17 protein-coding genes are annotated in these 16,115 nt (G+C 61.1%); 11 read left to right on the top strand and 6 right to left on the bottom strand.

All coding sequences use genetic code 11. From position 1 onward, the window contains the following. Window positions 1-326: hypothetical protein (locus AC1DO7_RS34195; protein WP_477117107.1), on the top strand; the 326-nt coding region annotated here is incomplete at its 5' end. A gap of 237 nt (window positions 327-563) precedes the next feature. Here AC1DO7_RS34195 and AC1DO7_RS34200 read toward each other — a convergent pair. Then, a complete protein-coding gene (locus AC1DO7_RS34200; protein WP_441615951.1) occupies window positions 564-1,343 on the bottom strand; it encodes an MBL fold metallo-hydrolase in 780 nt (259 codons plus the stop codon). Window positions 1,344-1,399: 56 nt separating this feature from the next. Here AC1DO7_RS34200 and AC1DO7_RS34205 point away from each other — a divergent pair, with 56 nt between their 5' ends. After that, window positions 1,400-2,410, top strand: coding sequence for a GlxA family transcriptional regulator (locus AC1DO7_RS34205; protein WP_441615953.1), 1,011 nt, complete (start codon window positions 1,400-1,402; stop codon window positions 2,408-2,410). A gap of 537 nt (window positions 2,411-2,947) precedes the next feature. Continuing rightward, complete coding sequence (locus AC1DO7_RS34210) at window positions 2,948-3,439, top strand: hypothetical protein (protein WP_441615955.1); 492 nt, start codon at window positions 2,948-2,950, stop codon at window positions 3,437-3,439. A 647-nt stretch (window positions 3,440-4,086) separates the two neighbouring features. Here the strand turns inward: AC1DO7_RS34210 and AC1DO7_RS34215 are convergent. The 3 genes from AC1DO7_RS34215 to AC1DO7_RS34225 all read right to left on the bottom strand — a co-directional run bounded on the left by AC1DO7_RS34215 (window position 4,087) and on the right by AC1DO7_RS34225 (window position 5,790). Next, window positions 4,087-4,437, bottom strand: a complete 351-nt coding sequence (locus tag AC1DO7_RS34215) for a BrnA antitoxin family protein (protein ID WP_441615956.1) — start codon at window positions 4,435-4,437, stop codon at window positions 4,087-4,089. Next, on the bottom strand, window positions 4,421-4,585 hold the full coding sequence (locus AC1DO7_RS34220; protein ID WP_441615958.1) for a BrnT family toxin: 165 nt from the start codon (window positions 4,583-4,585) through the stop codon (window positions 4,421-4,423). The genes AC1DO7_RS34215 and AC1DO7_RS34220 overlap by 17 nt, the downstream gene beginning before the upstream one ends. Window positions 4,586-5,013: 428 nt before the next feature. Further along, complete coding sequence (locus tag AC1DO7_RS34225) at window positions 5,014-5,790, bottom strand: HNH endonuclease (RefSeq protein ID WP_477117108.1); 777 nt, start codon at window positions 5,788-5,790, stop codon at window positions 5,014-5,016. A gap of 1,007 nt (window positions 5,791-6,797) precedes the next feature. Here AC1DO7_RS34225 and AC1DO7_RS34230 point away from each other — a divergent pair. Next, a complete protein-coding gene (locus AC1DO7_RS34230) occupies window positions 6,798-8,234 on the top strand; it encodes a hypothetical protein (RefSeq protein WP_477117109.1) in 1,437 nt (478 codons plus the stop codon). Window positions 8,235-8,341: 107 nt separating this feature from the next. Here the strand turns inward: AC1DO7_RS34230 and AC1DO7_RS34235 are convergent, their stop codons facing one another. Continuing rightward, on the bottom strand, window positions 8,342-9,364 hold the full coding sequence (locus tag AC1DO7_RS34235; RefSeq protein WP_477117110.1) for a phage portal protein: 1,023 nt from the start codon (window positions 9,362-9,364) through the stop codon (window positions 8,342-8,344). After that, on the bottom strand, window positions 9,361-11,139 hold the full coding sequence (locus AC1DO7_RS34240) for a terminase ATPase subunit family protein (protein ID WP_477117111.1): 1,779 nt from the start codon (window positions 11,137-11,139) through the stop codon (window positions 9,361-9,363). Before AC1DO7_RS34240 ends, AC1DO7_RS34235 begins: the two co-directional genes overlap by 4 nt. A gap of 141 nt (window positions 11,140-11,280) precedes the next feature. Between AC1DO7_RS34240 and AC1DO7_RS34245 the strand changes: the two genes are divergently transcribed. The 7 genes from AC1DO7_RS34245 (at window position 11,281) to AC1DO7_RS34275 (ending at window position 15,970) form a co-directional block, all read left to right on the top strand. Then, entirely contained in the window at window positions 11,281-12,948 is a 1,668-nt protein-coding gene (locus tag AC1DO7_RS34245) for a phage major capsid protein, P2 family (protein ID WP_477117112.1), read from the top strand. Next, window positions 12,945-13,667, top strand: coding sequence for a phage terminase small subunit (locus tag AC1DO7_RS34250; protein ID WP_477117113.1), 723 nt, complete (start codon window positions 12,945-12,947; stop codon window positions 13,665-13,667). The genes AC1DO7_RS34245 and AC1DO7_RS34250 overlap by 4 nt, the downstream gene beginning before the upstream one ends. Window positions 13,668-13,778: 111 nt before the next feature. Beyond that, window positions 13,779-14,246, top strand: coding sequence for a head completion/stabilization protein (locus tag AC1DO7_RS34255; RefSeq protein WP_477117114.1), 468 nt, complete (start codon window positions 13,779-13,781; stop codon window positions 14,244-14,246). Next, a complete protein-coding gene (locus AC1DO7_RS34260; RefSeq protein WP_477117115.1) occupies window positions 14,246-14,449 on the top strand; it encodes a tail protein X in 204 nt (67 codons plus the stop codon). The genes AC1DO7_RS34255 and AC1DO7_RS34260 overlap by 1 nt, the downstream gene beginning before the upstream one ends. Before the next feature lie 18 nt (window positions 14,450-14,467). Continuing rightward, on the top strand, window positions 14,468-14,857 hold the full coding sequence (locus AC1DO7_RS34265; protein ID WP_477117116.1) for a putative holin: 390 nt from the start codon (window positions 14,468-14,470) through the stop codon (window positions 14,855-14,857). Then, window positions 14,854-15,186, top strand: coding sequence for a phage holin family protein (locus tag AC1DO7_RS34270; RefSeq protein ID WP_477117117.1), 333 nt, complete (start codon window positions 14,854-14,856; stop codon window positions 15,184-15,186). Before AC1DO7_RS34265 ends, AC1DO7_RS34270 begins: the two co-directional genes overlap by 4 nt. Next, the gene (locus AC1DO7_RS34275; RefSeq protein ID WP_477117118.1) at window positions 15,164-15,970 is read left to right on the top strand and encodes an N-acetylmuramidase domain-containing protein; all 807 of its coding nucleotides are present in this window, start codon (window positions 15,164-15,166) and stop codon (window positions 15,968-15,970) included. The genes AC1DO7_RS34270 and AC1DO7_RS34275 overlap by 23 nt, the downstream gene beginning before the upstream one ends. Window positions 15,971-16,115 lie beyond the last annotated feature (145 nt).

A 16,115-nucleotide genomic window follows, 5' to 3' on the forward strand; every position in this document is an offset into this window, starting at 1 on the left:
GAATATTGCTTGCTGCGACGCTCACCGCGACCGTTGCTGCCCCCGCGCACGCCGACATGACTGTCAAATTCTTCCGTGCAATGGCCGCAAATCCCGCCATGAACTCGCACACCGACGCCTTTCTGCAAGGCTTGACGGAAGGCGTAACCTGGAGTGCCTCTACCGCGCGGGTGATCAATGGCACGCCGCTATTCTGCATGCCGGGCAACTTGGCGCTGACCAATGACACCGCCAAACAGCTTATCTTGAACAGCCCCCCCGACGTCGACTACGTGACCCCCACATTGCTACGAGAGTTGAGGAAAGCCTTCCCCTGCAGGCCCTAGCATTGTTCTCCGGGTCCGCCAGCCGCGTCCCTTGCTCCGCTGCGTGCGCTCACTGACACGCCGCCACCGCCGCCGCCTTCAGCCTGACCTCATAGCCGGCGCGCAACAGCAACTCGGCCAGCGCGGCGCGGTACCACTCAACGTCGCTGGCCGTCCCCGGAACTTTCACCAGCGGACAGTCCGGCTCCGGGAGCTGATAACCGACGAACTGCTGCTCTCGACCCCAAGGCCAAACCTTCAAGCCGCGAATTCCAAGGCCTCCCCATCCGCGGGAATCCGCAACCTGTCGCCCACGCCTGCACGGGCTGCCGCGACCCTTAGTTCCGCCCGTTGTACGGGGCAATGACTCAGCGCTTCCAGATGATTGGCAACTACTATGCCTTTCAGGGCCTGGGTGAATTCAATCACGTCACCCGTGCCCATGATGATTTCGTCCCCGACGTCGAACTTGGCTCCTCCGGCCGGGATCAGGGAAACCTGGGGTTGAAGGCGCGCGATAAATTCGCGAATTGCGGGTGTAAAAATGGTATCGCCGGAGAGATACAGGCTAGGCTCCCCCGGCATCTCGATTAAGTAGCCGACGCCGTGCTCCATCAACAGTCCAACCATGCCTTTCCCATGCCGGCAAGCCATTGTCCTGATTTTCCCGCCGAGGAATGGTTGCGGTTCTTGATGATTCTCCGCCAGCGGATGTACGTTTAAGCCGCGTTGACGAAGATGCTCCGCATCGTGCGGCGTGCAGATAACGGGAATTTGCCTGCTGCGTAGCCAGTGCTTTCCCATGCGGTCGAGATGGTCGAAATGCCCTTTCTGGCAATGCGTAATCAGGCAATGCGTCACCGATTCCAGCAACGAATCGGTCACCGGCGGCAAATCAACGACGGGATTGCGCTCTCGCTGGCCGAGAAACCTCAGTGGCGGCAATGCGCCTCTTGGTGCCAGCATCGGATCAACCAGGATCGTATAAGCGCCAATCTCGACGACGGCCGTGGCATTGCGGAGTTGCGTTATTTTCATGATCTATCCTTCCTGATGGGAGGAATTCATTGTGTGCTGCGCGTCGCTCTCCTAAAATGGCCAGAACTGACATAAAACGATTATTTTCTGCCATGCCTCCGCCGGCTCCCTTCCGCATCGGTTTGCTGCTGTACCCGGAATGCTTGCCGGCAGGGCTGTTCGCGTTCGCGGATCTTGTTCATGCGGCGAACCGCCGGGCCGGGATGGTTCTCTTCGAGCCGGTGTTTGTAGCGGCCCAGGCGGGCCTTGTCGAATGCGCTCACGGCCATTCGCTGAAAGCCGCGTCCGCGGCTCAAGACGCCTGCCTCAATGCAATACTGATACCCGGGTTCTGGGCTGAATCAGCCTGGCAGATAGCCGGCGCCCTGGCGAAGAATGCGGGCATGATCACGGCTTTGGCCGGCCTGCAAAGAAGCGTGATGATGTGGAGCTACTGCACCGGCGTCTGCCTGGCTGCCGCCACGGGCAGGCTGAACGGGCAAAAGGCGACGGTCACATGGTGGCTGGCCGACATGATGCGAGAGCAGTTTCCCAAGGCCGTTTGGCAAACCGAACGAACCAGTGTTTACAACTTGCGTACTGCGACCGCGTCAGGGGTCAACGGTTATCTGCCGATCGCACAGTCTTTCATAGAAAAGCGGATCAGCAGGGAAGCCTACCGGGATCTGACGAAGCTTATGGTCTTGCCGCGTCCCGAGCGCACTCATCATGCCTTTCAGATGAGGAGTCTGATCGAGCAGCCGGATCGGTTACTGCGCAAGCTGCACATGATTGCGGAACAGATTTCTGCTACTGAGGCGACAGTTGCCCGCCTGGCCCAGGAACTGAACATGACAGAGCGAACCCTGGCCCGGAAAGTTGTTGCCGCGACCGGCTTGCCGGTCGCAAGCTATGTGCGCCGGATAAAGCTCAATCAAGTAAGCGAGCGCCTGATTCATACCTCTGCGCCGGCCAATACGATCAGCGCGGAACTCGGCTTTAGCAGCGACTCCGGGATGCGCCGGATGTTCAAGGACCTGACAGCGCTTACGCCGGCGCAATACCGGCAGGCATTTGGACGATCCTAAATCTCCCCGGAGGAGTGGGCTGCCTCAGTCGGCGGCTGTCGCCCTGGCCACTGCGCTTCACAGTGAAAATGCCCATCGTGGATGTCGAGCTGATTGGCTGCTGTGGCCGGCAGCGGCAGTCCGCCCGCCATCGCGGGCCTGTGGCGCGCTGATGGATGCCGCGCCCGCGCCGCGCGCGTCAGGAGTGAATGCGCTCGCAAAGCTATAGCCGCCGGACCGGCCTTCGGCATTCTGATTGCATGTCCAGTCAAACCCCTCCGAATGAGGGGTTTAGCGGCCACCACTCCGCCCGTTAAGTACCTTGCCGTCGGGATCCGGGGTCGTGGCTGGAATCGCGTCCCTCGCCGGTGGCTCGGCAGTTGCAGCAGCCGCGGCACCTGTTGCACTGGGCGCAGCGGCAGCCTATGGTGTGTACAAGTTCTTCGATTGGCTGACCGGCGACTAGTCTAGATTCCGTGGCCACCTGCGGCTCGTAGGCGCTCCGCCATATCGTGCCCTCGCGCGCATCGGCGCCGCAGCTGCCCGAATTCTCCCCCCATGCAACGCAAGGCCGCGCTCAAGAAGCTGCTGGCCGACGCGCCCCCTGGCCCGTTGTATTTGTCGTTCCCAACTTCGGTAGGGAAAGCCAGTCATTGGCTGGACAGCACAATGACCTCCTATCAGGTAATCAGCCTTACATCTACGAAGTGGAGCCTACAAATGAAACAGATACCCTGCTTGATTCTTGTGCTGTTGGCTGGGACAGCCCAGGCCGGGCCGCGTCTTGGTGCGGCCAGTTATGGCCAAGCCGGCGGCACGTCTGGCTACGGCCAGACTGCCACCATGGGCAGCTACGGTTCTGGCCAGACGCAGGGCTACTCCGCGGGTGGAGTGAACGCCGATCTTGGAAAGCGCTACAGCGCCGCAGGTGCCCGCTCTCGCTCTAAAGGAGACACCGCGACGAGCGATAGCGAAACATCATATTCCCAACCGTCTCTGTATCAGTCGTCGGCCGGCTCCACGCTCCAGCAGCCCAAGACCCAAAAATAACCCACCCCAAGGTGGCTGCGAGCGTCAATCCTTGGCAGGTCTGCCTATCGGGGCAGCACGGGTATCCGGCCTTTGGATGGAGGAATGCTAGAGGGTGCGGAGCACGCTAGTACCTCGGGGCGCCCTGCCATCGATCTCTGTCACCACTGTAGTCCCGATGATCCCCCCAATAGCGATCACCATGATCTGCTCGCCCATCTCCGCCGTAGTACCCCCCGCGGTGCTCGTCTCGATCGGGTGCGACAACGCACCCGCCAAGCAGCGCAACTGATGCGGCAATCAACACAAGAATGGTCTTCATGAGGCTCTCCTAAACACCCTTCGGCTTTTTCCAGCATACGCATCGATCGATCGGCAGAATGTAGGAACTACGTCCTCCCGCAGCGAGGCTTTCTCCTACAGCGAGGTGCTCGCACGATCCGCCGCGAGTACAAGACATTCGGCTTCTGCTGTGGCCTCCGTGGCGGCGCCAAGGGATTCAAACAGGCAGCCTCGCAGGTCGGCAACGTGATCGCCACCTGGAAGTGCATCGGCGGCATCGATGTCGGAGTGGTGGCTTGGAGAGGAGAAACGAATAGCGGCGCTCTAGGCGCCGCTACGGGGACGACCACAGGAAAGAGGCAAGTGGCACGGAGGAAAGCAGCAGGTCAGCCGCGGGGCAGCATGCGGTGGGACTTCGCGTAGGCGCGCAGTACTTCGTTGATACGCGTCTGCCAGCCATCTCCGGTTGCCTTGAATGCGTCGATCACATCGCGGTCGGCTCGCATGTTGAGCGATACCTTGCGCTGGTCTGCCGGCAGCGCCGGCCGGCCGCGCGGCTTGAGCAAGGGCTGCGCTGCCTTCTCACCGATCAGCTTGGGCAGCACTTCCCGCGCGGGTCGCATGCGCGCCAGTTCCTCATCGGTAAGCGGCGGGTTGTCGGGGTCGGATTCCGCCGCGAGTGTCAGCGCCCTGTCCTCGGCTTCGCTAGGGATATGGACACTACGTTTCGTCGACATAGTTCAACACCTGGCGGCGGTTGGCTTTGCGCAGGCTGATGACGCGCATCGTCTCGCCTCGCATTGTGTACACCAGCACATAGACACGCTCACCGATCATGCCTGTAGCGACAAAGCGCGTTTCACCGTACTCGAACCGACTTGCCACTGCCCAAATTCCTTAGGGCCCCGGAGCCAGAGCAAACGCGCTCATCCCGATATTGTGGTGCGCTTGGCACATGGCCATTGTACCGAGCAGGCCGCGCGCCGGCAGACCCGGACGTAGTGCTGGCGTAATTCAAGCGTAATGAGGCGTATTTTCGCGGGTTTTTGTGCGGCTTTCCCGACACGAAAGCGAGGACGTGCAAAATCCTAGAAACCCTTGTGGGGCTTAGGTTTGCGGTCTACTTTGGTGTGGATTTGTGTACTGCGGAAAGGGGTGGGTGGTGCGAGGGAGGGGAAGCAAAAGTGCAGAGAATTCAGTACCTTACGCTGCACTTGGGGAACCACAGGAAACTGGCGATTGAGGTCTTTTCTGACTCGAACCCCACTCCCGCGTCACACTCTCTCCAGTATCGCAGTGTTCCGACCTCGCCTCTACGCTGCGCCTTTCCGAGCCAGGGCCGAAACCTCCTCAACGGTTTTCCACAATCGAGAGGAATGCACCACGCGGTGACAGTTTGCGCAGAGCAGCGCGAGATCCTCAAGCCTTGTCTTTTCCCCTTCAACCAGAGTATGAACCGGCTTCGTGTGGTGAACGTCAATGAGCCCTTCGCCTGCAGGTCCGTACTTCGCTGCGAAATCGAAGCCACAGGCCTCGCAGAATAGGCGGCCGTGCTTCTTGCGCGCGGCCGCCTTCGCCGCCTCGACAAGCTTGCGGCTGCGCTCGCGCAATCTATGCACGCGCGTCAGCACTCGGCCTTCCGCGGCATCCTGGATGTCCGGCTCCTCGGGACCGGCGAGATCGACGCGTAGGGCCTTGTCCTGGACCGCGGCCCTTATGGCCTTGCACACAGATTCAAGCCTGGCCAGGTCCGTTGCATATTCCGACCAGACAACCTCCTCGTCCTTGTTTCCCCGAGTGAGCCCGACCTTCCCTGCCTTCGTGTAGTCGGCGTCGAACCGTCGGAAGTTCATCATCTTCATGTAGACGCCGTTGGGGTTGCGGTAAGTCTCGGCGTTGGCCGAGCCCAGCACTCGGCCTACCTTATTGAGAAGCGCCGACAGCTCTGCCACCTCAGCACTCTCTTTGCCAGGCGGCGACGCCCTGTGCCTAAGGTAGAGCTGCAAAGCCAGAATGAGCTCGTCGCGCTCCCATCGCGGATTGCGCTTGATACTCGCCGCCCCAGAATCCCCGGATTCATTCGATCCCATAAGATCAATCCCATATCCCGTTTATTTTTCGGCAGTGTAACGCGGCAGACGCCGCCGGCAGCGCGGCCGAGCGCAGTGGGATCGCTCGCTTCGGATAAGGTCATCGAGCGTCGGGATTGGCACGATCCTCTCGATTCGTGCGCGCACGTGATCGCGATCGAGGCGTGAGGAAGCAAATGGATGGAGAGCTGCAGGGACACCGGGCCGACATGGGCAAATCTAAAGTCTGGCGGGGGTCCGGAAAAAGGTAACCTCGGTAACTGGATGCTCGAAAAGTCTCGGAAAGCCTTACCAGACAAGGGATTTCAGCTTTCTGGCTGAAGGTAACATCGGGGTAACTTGGAGGTAATCAGTTACCTTTTTCAAGAGTAACTTCCCTCCTGTCCAATCATCAATAAAATCAAGCACTTAGAAGTAGGTTACCTTTTTGGTTACCCCGAATTACCTTTCAGAGGTAACCATCCGCTCCTTTATAAATCAAGCACTTAGATACGATTTCTGGGGGTAGTTAGCGAAGTTACCTTTTTCCGGAGAGGCCCCCGTATCTCAATTTCGCGGTGCGGAGATGCCCGCGCCAACCTTGCTCATGTGTGCTCTTGGTGGAGCCCCGTCATGTGCCTTTATCCGCATAAATTCGCAAGGCTCCGTGAAGGTTGTCAGAGCGAGTTGCTTTCGCGCGGGCCAGTCCGGACGTTGCACTTGCACCTGCAGAAAAACCACTCGACAAAGCGGGCCGGCGAGGCGGGGTCTCAACCGCGCGGAATCGCAGGAAAAGAGCGAGTCGGCCCACGATGCGGCGCCTTAGGCACACGCCCTTTGACGCACACGGTGCTCGCTCCCACCGCGCCGAAATTCACCTAAGTGACAGCCTTCTCTTGGGGGGGTGACCTAATGTCAATGAGCTGATATGGTCGCTTCCGCTAGCAAAAGTCTTAAAATCAGCATCGCGAAAATAGCCACCTAGCCTCACCCTTTTGCGCGGATCATAATAATGGAGCACGATAACAATGCGGGTCTCTGAATATTTCGACCTTGGCAAGACACAACCATATTTAGATTTTGTCGATATTCGATTAGACACAGACATCGAAGTATTTATTGACCCAAGCGCGCTTCGCACCCTTAAATCCCCATGGGGTCACGAATGCGCCTCACTCGTGCAAAGTTATTTCGAGACCGTTTTACAACGAATTCGCGCCGGCAAAAACCAAGAAGCCCAAAAACTTCTTAGTAGTTTAAATGAACGAAACGAATTTCACCTCGGTTACTCCCGAGGAAAATCGAGGGGACATGCATTTGGTGCAAAATCTGCGGAATCAGTCTGGGGCGCACTATCCAAAAGCCAAGCATCGGTTTCTGGGTTATTGAAGGATCTTGAAGATACCTGCCTCCTCATCGAAGGAATAGGTAAAGATATGATATCCGATGCGGTTTGCAATATTCTTCGGGGCCCATTAATTAGCTACACACAGGATATGTGTGCTTATTATGGAATTCCATTGACACCCGGCGTAGCATCTGGCCCCATTTGGAACCCGCAAGAAGAAGTATGGGAGGATGCGTTCGTTGAACTCCCCACGACCTCAGAAGGAAAAATAATCTTAGTTCCAAAACTTCTTGTGCGGCATAAGCTAAGTTACCGGTATGCGGAATATTACTCGCAGTACCTCCTGCCGGAGATGCAAAAAGAGGAAATCGCAAAGCAATCAAGCCTTGTTTACTTTTTGAAGAACGGCACTCCAAGAGTAACAAAGAGAGCACTGCGGGCCAAGTATGGCGCTGACAAACTTGCTGTTGTCGAGCAAACACTCAAACGACCGTACATTCTTGAAAAATATAAGGCCGACAAAGACAGCAGAACCTCCCCACCGCTAGAACACGGGGAGATTTCGGAGATCGAAGCGACCGCCCCTCTCGATTGGGATAGCCTAATTCTGGAGTTGAAGAACTGCCCGACTGGGCGCGATCATGCATCAGCTTACGAAAATCTCATCGAAAAAATTCTTTCAGCCATATTTTATCCCGTATTATGCAACCCCAAAAAACAGCATAACATCCATGAAGGCCGAAAACGGATTGATATAACATACACCAACGAAGCCAGAACGGGGTTTTTCCATTGGCTATTACTGCATTATCCTTCTGCCTTCATCTTTGTTGAATGCAAAAATTATGGGAAAGAGGTTGGCAATCCAGAGCTAGACCAATTATCGGGGCGATTCTCCCCAAGTCGGGGCCAGGTCGGCTTACTCGTCTGCCGCACCATCGCGGACGCGAAAAGACTAGCAAAGGGATGCAATGACACTGCCAAGGACCAACGAGGCTTTATAATTGCCTTGACAGACCAAGATATCGAAGCCCTACTATTAGATGCTAAAAACTCCTCCGTTGGGGCCCATAGCTTCCCTCTTCTCAAGGAAAAGTTCACCGCCTTGGTCTCCTAAAGATTAAGTTTCAAATTTTCAGCCAAGCCGGCGCGGTGCCGCTTGGATTGGCCGAACCACCACAAGAAAATCAGAGAACATTCCAGAACCTAGCTCAAGCAAGCTCATCAGTCGGCCAATGAATATGGGCCGAACTTTACAATTTCCACCCCGAGCCATTCGTTGCACTCCCTCAATCGCTCCTGTAGTGGCCCAATCTCATTCCGCGCAAACACCTCCGCCGCCTTCCCCACATCCCCAAAGCCGCCCGTGTTGCTGGGAATAATCCCCATCAACTGCGGCGGCACGCGGTGCGCTGATAGCTGGTCATCCCGCGTCACGTTCTTGATGTTCCAGAACTCATCCTTCGCCGCCACCTCCGACACCGGGATCAGCTGAATTCCCTCCTTCTTGCCCCCCGGCGCGTACATAAACAGATTCCGGAAATTCCCTGGCCCCTTGCTGTTCTTCATCGCCTCGCGCAGTGCATCCACGTCTTCCTGCTTCTGAGCGGCATCCGTCATGTACAGGATGAAGCCGGCATGGCTACCGTTCTTGTAATACCGCCGGCGGAATAGCGTGGCCGACTCATTCAACCAGGTCGCATTGAGTGCCGACAGATATTCCGGCAACCCATACACCTCCTGGTTGATATCCGGCTCCAGCAGATGGAAGACACTCCCCGACTTGAACTCATGCGGCGTCTGCCAGTTCTGCACGAACCAGTAGCGATTGAGGTCCACGCCACGCCGCACGTACTTGGCCAAGGCCGGCTCAAGGCTGACGGGCTTACCTAGCGCATTGTCTCGGCGCTCCAGGTAGGAATTGCCAAAGATCAGGAAGTCCAGCACCCACCGTGAAAACGCCGAGCGCGACAGCAGCTTGTGTGGCACAAAGGTAGACACCAGGATGTTCCGCTTCACATAGATCGGCGAACTGTGATGCACAGCCGCGCGGAACGACCGCGCCAACCCATCCCAGGACAGCGGTGGCTCGAACCACTTCCCCGAGCGCAAGCACTCCACATAGTCGAGCAGCTCGCGCCGGTCCAGCACGGCAACCGGATCGCCAAACGTGAAAGCCTCCACCGACGATGCCGGCGTGGCGTGCGATTCAACAGGCGCCGGGCGGCGTGCTTTCCTTCGACTCATGACAACTCCATAATGCTTGAATTGGTAGTAGTAACGCCTTCGAGCGGCTCGTGCGAAAGCGCATGCATGCAGGCCCACGCGAGATCCGCGTGGCTGGTTTCCTCTGAGCGGCCGGCCTGGTACGTGACCCTCCCGCCAGCGGCGGTGGTAGTTTTCTTGATGGACATGAAGGATGCGGCGAAGTCCGTCCAGCCGGCGTCGAACTCCAACCGGCCCTTGCTGATGACATCGTTCGCCTTGAGCACCAAGCCAGTCTTGACGTCGACCGAATACGTGAAGCCCTCGGCCCCGGGAAAGAACTTCTGCGCCAGCTTGAACACAGCATCGCCGATCCCAGTGCGGTCGATACCGATGTAGCTCACGTTGTAGCGCTCGGTAACACGCTGGATGGCGGCAGCCTGCTCTTCATAGTCGATGCCGCGGAACTGGTGCTTCTCCAGCACGCGGAACTTGCCGCCGGCCACCAGCGGGGGCGCCACGACCACCAGCGCGGCGCTGTCGCCACCGCCGCCATTCGGGTCATAGCCTACCCACACCTCGCGGTTGCCGAATGGCCGCGGCGACCAGTGTCGGAAGTCTTCCCACACCTCCCAGCTATCGACCATGCAGCGCATCATCACGGACAGCGGGAACACGGAGGCGTTGTCATCGATGAACCCGCACATCAGCAGGTTCTCGAAATCGGCATCGCTGTACTCGAGGCGGAGCTGGTCCAGGTCGAACAGATTGCAGCCACCGCGCACCGCGTCCTCGACGGTGACGATCTGACGCCACTGCCCATCGCCGCACCGCTTGCCATGCTGCAGCCTGGCGTGGTCGATATCGACCTGTACCCGGGTCTCCTTCTTCCGTCCACGATTGAAAAGCGCGCCGGACCAGAACGGATAGGCCTCGTGCGCCAGGCTGGATGGCGTGGAGAAATAGGTTTGCCTCCACCTGGCATGAATAGCCATCCCAGACGCTACCTTGCGCAGTTCCTGGAAGCGCTGAATCCAGAAGTACTCGTCCAGGTACAAGTTGCCGTGGTAGCTCTGTGCCGTGCGCGCATTGGTGCCAAGGAAATACAACGTGGCGCCATTCGGCAGCACAATGGGATCGCCCCGCAACTCCACGCCGGCGGCATCCCGCGCGAACTGGATGATGTACTGCTTAAAGACGTGCGCCTGCGCCTTGCTGGCGGAGAGGAAGACCTGGTTGCGCCCGGTGGTCAGCGCGTCGATGAACGCCTCCCGCGCAAAGTACCAGGTAGCGCCAATCTGCCGGCTCTTCAGGATGTTGCGGATACGCTCGGTTAGACCCGCCTCATACCAACCCTTCTGGTAGCCGAACAGCGAATCCATGAAGGCTTCGACCAGTTGAACCTGCTGTTCCTCGCTCACCGCATTGCGCTCGGGCGCTTTCCTTGGCGCCTTGTTCCGATTCGCTACTTTCGGGTTCAGATCCGCCTCGCTGCCACTGACCTCGTAGCGCCGGACGCGCGCAAGCCGCTCCATCTGCCGGCCCAGCAAGTCAATCTCCTTGAAGTCCTTCCCCTCCTTCGTTTCCTTGGCGATCAACTGCGCCATGCGCGCCTCAATGCAGGTGCTGACCCGCTCGACAGGGTCCGCCGAATCCCAAGCATCGCGCCGCTTCCAGCTGTAGACGGTGGCCGCGGTGATGCTCAGCATCTCGGCGATGCGCGCAATGCGATAGCCCTGCCAGTAAAGCGCCCGAGCGCGTCGGCGAGGGTCCATCACCGCTTCGGCAGGAACTATTGAGAGGGCTTGCGTATCCATGCCGCCACGCTACCTGCCGCGCGCACGCGTGCCACGTCGCTCATGTTGTGTAGGCCCCAGCCACAACGCATCGACATTGCCCGCGCGTGCCACGCCGCACAAGATGGCAGCACCACGACGCATCGCCAACACGAGGACACCATGGCCGCCAAGACCAAGTTTTTTCGCATCGCTACCGAAGGCGCAACCAGCGATGGCCGCACCATTGACCGCGACATGCTGGTGCAGATGGCTACCAGCTACGAGCCCAAGACCTATGGCGCGCGCGTCAACCTGGAGCACATCCGCGGCTACGACCCGAGCGGCCCGTTCAAGGCCTATGGCGACGTTGTCGCGCTGAAGACCGAGGAAGAAAATGGCAAGCTCGGCCTGTACGCCCAGATCGACCCAACCGCCGAGCTGGTGGCACTCAACAAGGCCCGCCAGAAAATCTACTGCTCCATGGAGGTCCGCCCCGACTTCGCCGACACAGGCGAGGCCTACCTGGTCGGCCTGGCTGTCACCGACAACCCCGCCAGCCTGGGCTGCGAGATGCTGCAATTCAGCGCCAAAGCCAAGCAGAGCCCGCTGACCGAGCGCAAGCAGGACCCGGACAACCTCTTCTCCGAGGCCGTGGAGATCGCTCTCGAATTCGAACCCGAGCAGACGCCTGTTGCGCTCAAGCCCGGCGTCGCGGCCAGCATCAAGAAGCTGTTCGCTAGGCAGCAGGACACCGACGCTAGCAACGCCGACATGCAGGAAGCGGTGCAAACCATCGCGCAGCAGCAGCGCATTCCACCACATCCAACCGGAGCCACCACAATGCGTAACGACACCCGCGTCCTGTACGAGCAGTTTGCCGACACCATCGCCCAGCTCAACGGCGTGCAACGCGTCGACCGTAAGTTCTCGGTCGAGCCCAGCGTGCAGCAGACGCTTGAGGCCAAGATCCAGGAATCCAGCCAATTCCTCAACTCGATCAACGTCTACCCCGTCCTGGAACTCGAAGGCGAGAAGATCGGCCTGGGCGTGTCCGGCCCGGCCGCCAGCACCACAGACACGTCCAAGCGTGATCGCCAGACCAGCGACCTCACCACCCTCGACGACCGCCGGTACCGCTGCGAGAAGACCGACTCCGACACGCACATCACGTACCAGAAGCTGGACGCCTGGGCCAAATTCCCCGACTTCCAGACGCGCATCCGCGACGCCATCATCAAGCGGCAGGCACTCGACCGCATGATCATCGGCTTCAACGGCGTGCGCCGCGAAGCAGACTCCGATCGCGCCGCCAATCCGCTGCTGCAGGACGTCAACAAGGGCTGGCTGCAACACATGCGCGAGCAAGCACCGCAGCGCGTCATGAAGGAGGGCAAGAGCGCCGGCAAGATCGTCGTCGGCACCAAGGGCGACTACGCCAATCTGGACGCCCTGGTGTTCGACCTGGTCAACGAGATGCTGGAGCCCTGGTACCAGGAAGACCCCGACCTGGTGGTTATCTGCGGCCGCAAGCTGCTGGCCGACAAGTACTTCCCAGTGGTGAACAAGAACCGCGAACCCTCGGAGACCCTGGCCGCCGACCTCGTCATCGCGCAAAAGCGCATTGGCAACCTGCCAGCTGTACGCGTGCCCTACTTCCCTGCAGCTGGCCTGCTGGTGACCAAGCTGGAGAACCTCTCGATCTACTACCAGTCTGGCGCTCGCCGCCGCACCATCATCGACAACGCGCGCCGCGACCGGATCGAGAACTTCGAATCCAGCAACGACGCCTACGTCATGGAGGACCTTGGCTGCGCCACCATGGCCGAGAACATCGAGGTACTGGAATGAGCAGTCCGGCCCGCCATCACTTCCTGCGCGTCTCCGCGGCCAACGCAGAAGCCATCGAGCAGGCCGGGAATCCGCTGCGCCACGCCACCGGCCACGAGCTTATGCTGGCGCAGCTGGCGGACCACAAGCGCCAGCTCAAGCTGGTTCAGTCCATCGAACGCAAGGCCGAACTCAAGCGCGTGCTGCTGCCCGAGTACGCGGCCTGGATCGAAGGCGTGCTGGAAGCCGACACCGGCGCGCAGGACGAGGTCTTCATGACCGTCATGGTCTGGTTCATCGATATCGGCGATTTCGCCGGCGCCCTGCCGATGGCGATCTACGCCATCCGCCACCAGCTCGCGATGCCCGACCAGTACCAGCGCACCACCGCGTGCCTGATCGCCGAGGAGTACGCCACCATGGGGCTCAAGGCGGCCGAGGCCGGCCAGGCTGTCGACGTGGACACGCTAGTCGCGGTGCTGAACCTGACCGCCGACCAGGACATGCCAGATCAGGTGCGTGCCAAGCTGCAGAAGGCCGTCGGCTACGCACAGCTAAGCGTCATCGACGCCAGCCCGCTCGACGTACAGCGGCGCTACCGCGCTTTCGCTCTCAGCTCGCTCAAACGCGCCCTGGAACTCCACGACAAAGTCGGCGTAAAAAAAGACATCGAAAAGCTCGAGCGCGAGCTGAAGAACGCGGCCCCGGCCGACTCCCGAGAGGGAGTCGGCAAGGGCTGACCCCGAGCGTGACCCCGCGCACCAGGCGGCACGGGGCGGCCTCACGGCGCGCAGCGATGCGGGTCCGGCCCGGCCACCCCGTCCACCGCCTTCACCCTGCCAAGGCACACCATGTCTTCCTTCATCGCCACCGCGCCGGCCAAGGCCGGACAAGAGCGGATCCGCAACGATGGCTTCTTCCCCGACATCGATGTCGACCTCGCCATCGCCGCCACGCGCCTCGATGGCACCGTGACCCCTGAGCGGCTGCGTGGCGCGCTGGTGGAAGCCGCCCTGTCGGTCAACGAAGAACTGGCAGCCTGGAAGGCCGCACAGAGCGCGGCAGGCCACGCCACCCTGGACGCGGTACCCGCGCCGCGGATCGACGACACCTCCGCCCACATCCACCGCTACCTGCGCGCGGTGTTCTGCAGCGCCAGGGCCGCCCTGATCGAGCGCTACCGGGACTATGACGCCACCGCCGCCGGCGACAAGGCTGCGGAGGCGCTGATGCAGGCCGTCGAAGATTTGCGCCGCGACCGGCGCTGGGCCATCAGCGACCTGCTCGGCATCCCCCGCAGCACCATCGCGCTGATCTGATGCGCGTGCGAGCCATGCAGGGCGACACCGTCGACGTCATCTGCCAGCGCATCTACGGCCGCACCGCCGGCGTGACCGAGGCGGTGCTGGAAGCCAACCCGGGCCTGGCGGATCTGGGCGCCGTGCTGCCCCACGGCACCGAGATCGAGCTGCCCGACACCCCGCCGCAGCCCGCCATTGCGCGCGTGCAGCTATGGGACTGACCACAAGGACAAGACACCATGACCGAACCCATCGCCGCCAGCAGCACCGCCGCCGTCGCGGTGACCGCCGCCGGCGCCATCTCTCTCCTGCCCAGCGTCGACGCCGCCACCGTGCTGGGCGCATTCGCCGGCGCCGCCGTCTTCGCGCTCAATTCGGATGAGCTCTCGATCTCCAAGAAGCTAGCCTTCCTGGTGCTCTCCGTGGTCGCCGGCTGCCTCTCGGCGCCGCTGGCCGCGGCGCTGATCGCCAAGGTGCTGCCGGCGGATGCCGAGGTCGACCTCGGCGTGGGCGCCCTGGTGGCATCCACCGTGGTGGTCAAGCTGCTCCTGTCGCTGATCCGCCTAGCCGACCACTCCGACAAGATCCTCGCCCTGCTCCGGGGCGGCAAACAAGGAGAACCCAAGTGAAACTCCTCTTCGCCATGCAGGCCCTGCTCTGCGCCCTGATCGCCCTGCGGCTGCTGTTCTTCCAGCGCGACGGCGCCGAGCACCGGCCCTGGGCGGCGCGGCTGGCCTACGTCCTGATCGTGCTCGCCGGCACCGCCGTCATCGGCGTGCTGTTCGCCCGCTACGCATGGGCGATGCTCGCCCAGGTCGGCCTCAACCTGATCCTGTGCGCGGCCGTCTTCGCACAGCGCGGCAACGTGGTCGAGCTGTTCCGCATGGGCGCCGGCGACGGCTCCCGATTCGTTCGCTTTCTCCGGAGATCCTGCCATGACCGTCCTGCGGCGCGGTGACAACGGCGCCCAGGTGCGCGAACTGCAGCGCCTGCTGAACCTGCGCGGCGCTGCCCTGCCCATCACGGCGCATTTCGGCGTGGAGACCGATGCGGCGGTCCGCGCGGCCCAGCAGCGCTACGGCCTGGTGGTCGATGGCCTGGCCGGCCCGAAGACGATCCTGGCGCTCCAGGTCGACGGGCGCCAGCCCAGGCATCTGGCAGCAACCGACCTGGTGCGCGCAGCAGAAGCGCTCGGCGTACCGCTGGCCACCGTGCGCGCGGTCAACGAGGTCGAGAGCCGCGGCACCGGCTTCCTCGAAGACGGGCGCCCCGTCATCCTGTTCGAGCGCCACATCATGTACCGCCAGCTGCGCCAGACGGGGCGCGACGCGGATGCACTCGCACGTCAGTACCCGAACCTGGTCAATCCGGCGCGTGGCGGCTATGGCGGCGGCGCCAGCGAGCATGCGCGCCTGGCGCGCGCCATGGAGCTTGAGCCCGCCTGCGCGCTCGCCTCGGCAAGCTGGGGTCTGTTCCAGATCATGGGCTTTCACTGGGAACTGCTGGGCTACGCCAGCGTGCTGGTGTTCGCCGATGCCATGCGTTTGAGCGAAGCCGCCCAGCTCGACGCCTTCGTGCGCTTCATCCTCGCTGATCCGGCCCTTCACAAGGCCCTGAAAGCGCGAAAGTGGCCGACCTTCGCCAGCCTGTACAACGGGCCGGCCTACCGCGACAACCTGTACGACGTCAAGCTCGCCCGCGCCTTCGCCCGCTACGACGCCGAATCCAAGGAGGCGGCATGAACCGCACGCTCTCCGTCGCCCTCGCCTTGCTCGCCACGCTGGCCGCGGTCGCCACCCTCGGCGCCTGGGCCACGCAGCGCTACCAGCGCGCACAGCAACGCGCCGACGCAGCCGAGCGCACGGTGGCCAGCCTGCGCAGCCAGCT

This window comes from Cupriavidus sp. 05N40 (assembly GCF_056397305.1).

Excerpts from the sequence above, each read along its gene's own strand:
- AC1DO7_RS34200 (WP_441615951.1), bottom strand. The coding sequence starts at position 1,343 with ATGAAAATAACGCAACTCCGCAATGCCACGGCCGTCGTCGAGATTGGC.
- AC1DO7_RS34205 (WP_441615953.1), top strand. The coding sequence starts at position 1,400 with ATGGCCAGAACTGACATAAAACGATTATTTTCTGCCATGCCTCCGCCG.
- AC1DO7_RS34210 (WP_441615955.1), top strand. The coding sequence starts at position 2,948 with ATGCAACGCAAGGCCGCGCTCAAGAAGCTGCTGGCCGACGCGCCCCCT.
- AC1DO7_RS34215 (WP_441615956.1), bottom strand. The coding sequence starts at position 4,437 with ATGTCGACGAAACGTAGTGTCCATATCCCTAGCGAAGCCGAGGACAGG.
- AC1DO7_RS34225 (WP_477117108.1), bottom strand. The coding sequence starts at position 5,790 with ATGGGATCGAATGAATCCGGGGATTCTGGGGCGGCGAGTATCAAGCGC.
- AC1DO7_RS34230 (WP_477117109.1), top strand. The coding sequence starts at position 6,798 with ATGCGGGTCTCTGAATATTTCGACCTTGGCAAGACACAACCATATTTA.
- AC1DO7_RS34235 (WP_477117110.1), bottom strand. The coding sequence starts at position 9,364 with ATGAGTCGAAGGAAAGCACGCCGCCCGGCGCCTGTTGAATCGCACGCC.
- AC1DO7_RS34240 (WP_477117111.1), bottom strand. The coding sequence starts at position 11,139 with ATGGATACGCAAGCCCTCTCAATAGTTCCTGCCGAAGCGGTGATGGAC.
- AC1DO7_RS34245 (WP_477117112.1), top strand. The coding sequence starts at position 11,281 with ATGGCCGCCAAGACCAAGTTTTTTCGCATCGCTACCGAAGGCGCAACC.
- AC1DO7_RS34250 (WP_477117113.1), top strand. The coding sequence starts at position 12,945 with ATGAGCAGTCCGGCCCGCCATCACTTCCTGCGCGTCTCCGCGGCCAAC.
- AC1DO7_RS34255 (WP_477117114.1), top strand. The coding sequence starts at position 13,779 with ATGTCTTCCTTCATCGCCACCGCGCCGGCCAAGGCCGGACAAGAGCGG.
- AC1DO7_RS34260 (WP_477117115.1), top strand. The coding sequence starts at position 14,246 with ATGCGCGTGCGAGCCATGCAGGGCGACACCGTCGACGTCATCTGCCAG.
- AC1DO7_RS34265 (WP_477117116.1), top strand. The coding sequence starts at position 14,468 with ATGACCGAACCCATCGCCGCCAGCAGCACCGCCGCCGTCGCGGTGACC.
- AC1DO7_RS34275 (WP_477117118.1), top strand. The coding sequence starts at position 15,164 with ATGACCGTCCTGCGGCGCGGTGACAACGGCGCCCAGGTGCGCGAACTG.